We start from the raw sequence: 7,083 nt of genomic DNA, 5'->3' as shown, positions 1-7,083 counted from the left end.
GGCCGGCCCCGGTGGGCTCGGCGGGCCCCGGCCCCTTCGCTGCAACCGCCCCCGGTGCGGTCACCCGCCCAGGGCCCGCACCCCGGCGGTGACGGCCACCGCACCGCCGACGACCACCAGGAACGGCGCCCGCAGGGCGAGCGCGACGGCCGCGGCGGCCACCCCCGCGGCCTTGGCGTCCAGCACCAGGTGCCGGCCGTCGCTGAAGGTCTGCTGCGCGGTGAGCGCGGCCAGCAGGGCCACCGGGAGCAGCGCGGCCAGCCGTTTGACGAGCGGGCGCTCCAGTACGCCGGCGGGCGCCGACAGGCCGAGGTACTTGACCAGGTAGCAGCCGACGGCGGTGACGGCGATCGCGATCCAGACGTTCATACCCGGTCCTCCTCGGTGGTGTGGCGGATCTCCGCGGGCCCGGCCGGCGGCGCCGCCGGCTCCTTCGCCCGCTCCCGTCGCCCCTGTACGAACAGGACGGCGGGTGCGGCGAGCGCCGAGAGCAGCACCGGGACACCGGTGGGCAGCACCGGCAGGGTCACCATGACGAGCGCCACGCCGAGGCCGGCCGCGACCCGCTCGACGGTGGTCCTGAGCATCGGCGCGAGCAGCGCCAGGAAGACCGCGGGGCTGGCCGCGTCCAGGCCCCAGGCGTCGGTGTCGCCGAGCGCCTCGGCGCCCAGGGCGCCGCCGAGGGTGGTGAGGTTCCACAGGGCGTAGAGGGTCAGCCCGGTGACGGTGAAGCCGAGCCGGGCGCTGCGCCGGTCGGGCTGGGCCAGGGCGACGGCGGAGGTTTCGTCGATGACCCAGTGGGCGGCGAGGGGTTTGACCGTGGCCCGGTAGCCGAGGACGGCGGACAGCCGCAGTCCGTAGAAGGCGTTGCGGGCGCCCAGGAAGAACGCGCCGGCCGCGGCGGTGAGCGGGTTGCCGCCCGCGGCGAGCGCGCCGACCAGGGCGAACTGCGAGGCGCCGGTGAACACCAGCAGGCTCAGCGCGCAGGTCTGCAGGAGGCTGAGGCCGGCGCCGGCCGAGGTCACGCCGAAGGCGAATCCGGAGAGGCCGACGGCGACGCCGACGCCGAGCGCGTCCCGGATGACGGCCGAGTCGGGCTTCGCCGGCTGCGCCTCTCCCGGGGGCGCGGGCCGCTCCGTGGTGCGTATGTCTGTCTGTTCTGCCACGCCCCGACCTTAGGAGCCGGCGCGCCTGGTGGTCTTGTACGTTCTTGCGCCTCGCGTACCTCGCGTCCCGCCCGTACCTCAGGCCGCGCCTACGCCGACCGTTCCCTGCGGTACGCGCCGGGCGGTACACCGACGATCCGGGTGAAGTGCCGGTTCAGATGCGGCTGATCGGTGAAGCCGACCGCGACGGCCGTCTCTGCGGGCGCGCTGCCCGCCTCCAGGAGCCTGCGGGCGGCGCGTACCCGGGCATCGGTGAGCCAGGTGTGCGGCGGCATGCCGTACGCGCCCTTGAAGGCCCGCAGCAGCGCGAACGGGCTGGTCCCGAGCTCCTGCGCCAGCTTCTCCAGGGAAGGCGGGTCGGCCATCCGCTCCTCCAGTACGGCGCGGGCGCGGGCGGCGGTCCGGGCGCCCGCGCTGCGCGGCGTACGCGCCGGGAGCGGGCCTCCGTAGCGGCGCAGCAGCCGGGCGACGGCGATCCGCAGCAGGCTGTCGGCGGCGAGGGCGTTGCCGGCCTCGGCGGCCTGGTGGACCTCGGTGATCAGGCGGCCGAGGTGCCGGTCCTCGGCGACGGTCTCGGCGAATCCCACGGTGCCGCGCAGCGCGGTGGTCTCCCCGGCTATCTCGGCGACGACATCGGACGAGGGGTAGAGGGTGGCGTAGGCCCAGCCTTCGGGTGCGCCGGCCCGCGCGGTGTGCGCGCCCTCCGGGTTGATCATGATGATGCCGCCGTGGCCGGCCCGGACGGTGCCGTTCTGGAGCCCGACCTCCTCGATGCCGGAGGTGACCGCGCAGACGACATAGCCGTCGTGGGCGTGGCGGGGGAAGGAGTGCCGGACGTAGCGGGCGCGCAGCAGGTCGAGACCGGGCAGCCCGGCGTACCTCCAGTGGCGCGCCCACTCGCCGCGCGCCCGCGGCGTGGAGCCCGTGCCGGGCCCGCCGTCGGTGGCCGCGCCGTCCCCGCTGACCGTGACCATGCCGCCATTCTGCGTCCGCCGGACGGCCGCCGACCTGCGCGTCCGAAGCGTGGACGGCCCGGGCACACCCCCGCGGGCGGCGGCCGGTGCACCGCGCGGACGCCGCATTGTCAGTGGTCCGGTGCACGATGGGGGACATGGCTCAGGCAGCGCTCGATTCCTTCTCTCCCGCGACCCGCGGCTGGTTCGCCGGGGCGTTCAGCGCGCCCACCGCCGCGCAGGAAGGTGCCTGGCGGGCGATCGGCGCGGGCTCCGACGTCCTGGTGGTGGCGCCGACGGGCTCCGGCAAGACCCTCGCCGCCTTCCTCGCGTCGCTGGACGCGCTGGCGAGCGCTCCCCCGCCCGCCGAGCCGAAGAAGCGCTGCCGGGTGCTGTATGTCTCACCGCTGAAGGCGCTGGCCGTCGATGTCGAGCGCAATCTGCGCAGTCCGCTGACGGGCATCCGCCAGGAGTCGGTCCGTCTCGGGCTGCCGGAGCCGGACATCACGGTCGCCATCCGCTCCGGGGACACCCCGCCCGCCGAGCGCCGGTCGATCGCCAACCGCCCGCCGGACATCCTCATCACGACCCCCGAGTCGCTGTTCCTGATGCTGACGTCCTCGGCCCGGGAGGCGCTGGCGGGCGTCGAGACGGTGATCGTGGACGAGGTCCATGCGGTCGCCGGCACGAAGCGCGGTGCGCATCTGGCGCTGTCCCTGGAGCGGCTGGACGAGCTCCTGGACCGGCCCGCGCGCCGGATCGGGCTGTCGGCGACGGTCCGCCCGGTGGAGGAGGTGGCCCGTTATCTGTCGCCCCAGCGCCGGGTGGAGATCGTCCAGCCGCCGTCCGGGAAGCAGTTCGACCTCTCGGTGGTCGTCCCGGTGGAGGACATGGGCGAGCTGGGCGGCTCACCGGTCCAGGAGGGCGGGACCGGCGAGAAGCCGTCCATCTGGCCGCAGGTCGAGGAGAAGATCGCCGATCTCGTCCAGGCCCATCGCTCCACGATCGTCTTCGCCAACTCCCGCCGCCTGGCGGAGCGGCTGTGCAACCGGCTCAACGAGATCGCCTACGAGCGCTCCACGGGCGCTGTGCTCGATGCGCGCGGCTCCGTCACGACGCTGCCCGAGCACCACTCCCCGGCGGAGCTGATGGGCGGGTCCGGCGCCGCCAAGGGGGCGCCGCCGCTGCTGGCCCGCGCCCACCACGGCTCGGTCTCCAAGGAGCAACGCGCCCAGGTGGAGGAGGACTTGAAGGCGGGCCGGCTGCCGGCCGTGGTCGCCACCTCCAGTCTGGAGCTGGGCATCGACATGGGCGCGGTCGATCTGGTCGTCCAGGTGGAGTCGCCGCCGTCGGTCGCCTCCGGACTGCAGCGGGTCGGCCGGGCCGGCCATCAGGTCGGCGCGGTCTCGACGGGCATCGTCTTCCCCAAGTACCGGGGCGATCTGGTGCAGGCGGCCGTGGTCACCGAGCGGATGCGCTCGGGCGCCATCGAGGCGCTGCGGGTGCCCGCCAATCCGCTGGACGTCCTCGCCCAGCAGCTCGTCGCCATGACCGCGATGGAGACCTGGGACGTCGAGGAGCTGCTGGCCGTCGTCCGGCGGGCCGCCCCGTTCGCCGCGCTCCCCGAGTCGGCGTTCACGGCGGTGCTGGACATGCTCGCCGGCCGCTACCCCTCCGACGCCTTCGCCGAGCTGCGGCCGCGCCTGGTGTGGGACCGCGTCGCACACACCGTCACCGGCCGCCCCGGCGCCCAGCGACTGGCCGTCACCTCCGGCGGCACGATCCCCGACCGCGGTCTGTTCGGTGTGTTCCTGGCGGGCGACTCGGGCAAGGGCGGCGGGGGCCGCCGGGTGGGAGAGCTCGACGAGGAGATGGTCTACGAGTCCCGCGTCGGCGATGTCTTCACGCTCGGCACGACGTCCTGGCGCATCGAGGACATCACCCGCGACCGGGTGCTGGTCACCCCCGCCCCCGGGGTTCCCGGCCGGCTGCCGTTCTGGAAGGGCGACCAGCTGGGCCGCCCCCTCGAACTGGGCCGTGCGCTGGGCGCGTTCCTCCGGGAGATCGGCTCGCTCACCCCGGAGGACGCCGGGGCCCGGCTGGCCGCCGCCGGGCTGGACGACTGGGCGACGTCCAATGTGCTGGGCTATCTCGCCGAGCAGAAGCAGGCCTGCGGCCATGTGCCGGACGACCGCACGATCGTCGTCGAGCGGTTCCGCGACGAGCTCGGCGACTGGCGGGTGGTCATCCACTCCCCCTTCGGCGCGCAGGTCCACGCCCCCTGGGCACTGGCCCTCGGCGCCCGTCTGGCCGAGCGCTACGGCATGGACGCCCAGGTGATGCATGCCGACGACGGCATCGTGCTGCGGCTGCCCGACGCCGACCTGATGGGCCTCGACCTCCTCGACGGAGACGGTTTCGATCCGGCCGCCGACCCGGGCCCGCTCGCCTGCGGCACGGAGTACGACCCCGAGCGGTCCCCCGTGGGGGCGGCCGATGTCGCCTTCGACCAGGGCGAGGTCGACCAGCTCGTCACGGACCAGGTCGGCGGGTCCGCGCTTTTCGCCTCCCGCTTCCGCGAATGTGCCGCCCGGGCCCTGCTGCTGCCGCGGCGCAGCCCCGGCAAGCGCACCCCGCTGTGGCAGCAGCGCCAGCGCGCCGCCCAACTCCTCCAGGTGGCCAGCGAGTTCGGGTCCTTCCCCATCGTGCTGGAGGCCGTCCGCGAATGCCTCCAGGACGTCTTCGACGTACCGGGCCTGACGGAGCTGATGGGCGATATCGAGGCCCGCCGGGTCCGCCTGGTGGAGGTCACCACCCCCGAGCCGTCCCCGTTCGCCCGCTCGCTGCTGTTCGGTTATGTCGCCCAGTTCCTGTACGAGGGCGACTCCCCGCTCGCCGAGCGCCGCGCCGCCGCGCTCTCCCTGGATTCCCGGCTGCTCGCCGAGCTGCTGGGCCAGGCCGAGCTGCGCGAGCTGCTGGACGCCGAGGTGCTGGCCGAGCTGGAGCATGAGCTCCAGTGGCGTACGGAGGACCGGCGCGTCAAGGACGCCGAGGGCGTCGCCGATGTGCTGCGGCTGCTGGGGCCGCTGACCGACGCCGAGCTGGTCGAGCGCGGCGCGGATCCGGCGTGGCCGCGGGAGCTGGCCGCCGCCCGCCGCGCCATCACGGTGCGGATCGCCGGCGCCGACCACTGGGCCGCCGTCGAGGACGCCGGCCGGCTGCGTGACGCCCTCGGCACGGCGCTGCCCGTCGGCGTCCCGGAGTCGTTCACCGAACCGGTCAAGGACCCGCTCGGCGACCTGCTGTCCCGTTACGCCCGCACGCACGGCCCGTTCACCTCCGAGCAGGCGGCCGCCCGCTTCGGCCTCGGCACGGCCGTCACCGACGGCGCCCTGCACCGCCTCGCCGCCGCCGGCCGGGTCGTCCAGGGTGAGTTCCACCCCGCGGGCATCGGCCAGGAATGGTGCGACGCCCAGGTGCTGCGCAGGCTGCGCCGCCGCTCGCTCGCCGCGCTGCGCGAGGAGCTCGAACCGGTGCCGCCCGCCGCGCTCGCCGCCTTCCTCCCCCAGTGGCAGCACGTCGGCGCCCCACGCCCGGCGTCGGCGAGCGGGGTGCAGGCGCCAGGTTCGTCGCACAGCCTGCGCGGCATCGACGGCCTGGTGCGCGCCATCGAGCAGTTGCAGGGCGCGCCGGTGCCGGCCTCCGCCCTGGAGAAGCTGGTGCTGCCGTCCCGTGTCGGCGGCTACACCCCCGCCCTGCTGGACGAACTCACCGCCACCGGCGAGGTGTTGTGGGCCGGCGCCGGCGCGCTCCCCGGCAAGGACGGCTGGCTCTCCCTCCATCTCGCCGACACCGCCCCGCTGCTGCTCCAGCCGCCGCTCCCGCTGGAACTGACCGCGCTGCACGAGTCGTTGCTGGCCGCCCTCGCTCCCGGATACGGCCTGTTCTTCCGCCAGCTCGCCGACCAGGTGCGGGCCACCACCCACCCCGATGCCACCGACCCGCAACTGGCCGACGCCCTGTGGGATCTGGCCTGGTCGGGCCGGCTGACCAACGACACCCTCGCCCCGCTGCGTGCCCTTCTGGGCTCGGGCCGTACGGCCGGCTCGACCGCCCACCGCGCCCGGCGGGCCGTCCCCCGGGGCCGATGGGGGCACGGAGGCTCACTGACCGCGGCGACAGGCCGCAGCGGCCGCCCCACCGCCTCCCTCTCCGGTCCGCCGACCGTGGGCGGCCGCTGGTCCCTGCTGCCCGCCCCGGAAACGGACGCCACCCACCGCGCCCATGCCCTGGCCCGTGCGCTCCTGGACCGGCACGGCATCGTCACCCGCGGTGCGGTCGCCGCCGAGGGGGTCGAGGGCGGGTTCTCCGCCGCCTATCGCGTGCTGGCCGTCTTCGAGGAGTCCGGGCAGGCCCGCCGCGGCTACGTCGTCGAGGGGCTGGGCGCCGCCCAGTTCGCGATGGACGGCGCAGTGGACCGGCTGCGCGCGATCAGCACCCAGCGGGAGCGCACCGCCGACGACGCCCTCCCGGACACGGTCCCTGCCCAGTCCCGGCGCGGCGGCCCGCAGCGCGCCGTCGTGCTGGCCGCCGCCGACCCGGCCAACGCCTACGGCGCCGCCCTGCCCTGGCCCGACCCGCCCGAGGGCTCGACGCACAAGCCCGGCCGCAAGGCGGGCTCCCTGGTCGTCCTGGTCGACGGCGAGCTGACGCTCTACATGGAGCGCGGCGGCAAGACCCTGCTCCTGTGGCCGCTCGGCCACGACCCCGCAGAGGCCGCCACCGACTCCCGCCTCCAGCTCGCCGTCGAGGCGCTCACCGACGCCGCCCGCGCCGGCGCCGTGGGCACCATCACCACCGAACGCATCAACGGCTCCGCCGCCCTGACCTCCCCCTTCGCCGCCCTCCTGGAATCCGCCGGATTCCACCCGACCCCGCGGGGGCTGCGACTGCGGGGGTGACGG

General features: G+C 75.4%; 4 protein-coding genes. 1 reads left to right on the top strand and 3 read right to left on the bottom strand.

The features are described 5' to 3' along the window. Positions 1-60: 60 nt before the first annotated feature. From DY245_RS09440 to DY245_RS09430, 3 genes are all read right to left on the bottom strand, one after another. A complete protein-coding gene (locus tag DY245_RS09440; protein ID WP_128505511.1) occupies positions 61-369 on the bottom strand; it encodes an AzlD domain-containing protein in 309 nt (102 codons plus the stop codon). Further along, entirely contained in the window at positions 366-1,166 is an 801-nt protein-coding gene (locus DY245_RS09435; RefSeq protein WP_128505509.1) for an AzlC family ABC transporter permease, read from the bottom strand. The genes DY245_RS09440 and DY245_RS09435 overlap by 4 nt, the downstream gene beginning before the upstream one ends. An 89-nt stretch (positions 1,167-1,255) precedes the next feature. After that, complete coding sequence (locus DY245_RS09430; RefSeq protein ID WP_128505506.1) at positions 1,256-2,140, bottom strand: helix-turn-helix transcriptional regulator; 885 nt, start codon at positions 2,138-2,140, stop codon at positions 1,256-1,258. A gap of 137 nt (positions 2,141-2,277) precedes the next feature. Between DY245_RS09430 and DY245_RS09425 the strand changes: the two genes are divergently transcribed. Then, the gene (locus tag DY245_RS09425; RefSeq protein WP_128505504.1) at positions 2,278-7,080 is read left to right on the top strand and encodes a DEAD/DEAH box helicase; all 4,803 of its coding nucleotides are present in this window, start codon (positions 2,278-2,280) and stop codon (positions 7,078-7,080) included. The last annotated feature ends 3 nt before the right edge of the window (positions 7,081-7,083 follow it).

Origin of the sequence: Streptomyces inhibens, assembly GCF_003389455.1 — a bacterium.
GTDB classification, from domain to species: domain Bacteria; phylum Actinomycetota; class Actinomycetes; order Streptomycetales; family Streptomycetaceae; genus Streptomyces; species Streptomyces inhibens.
This window is presented reverse-complemented; position numbering and strand designations above follow the sequence as displayed.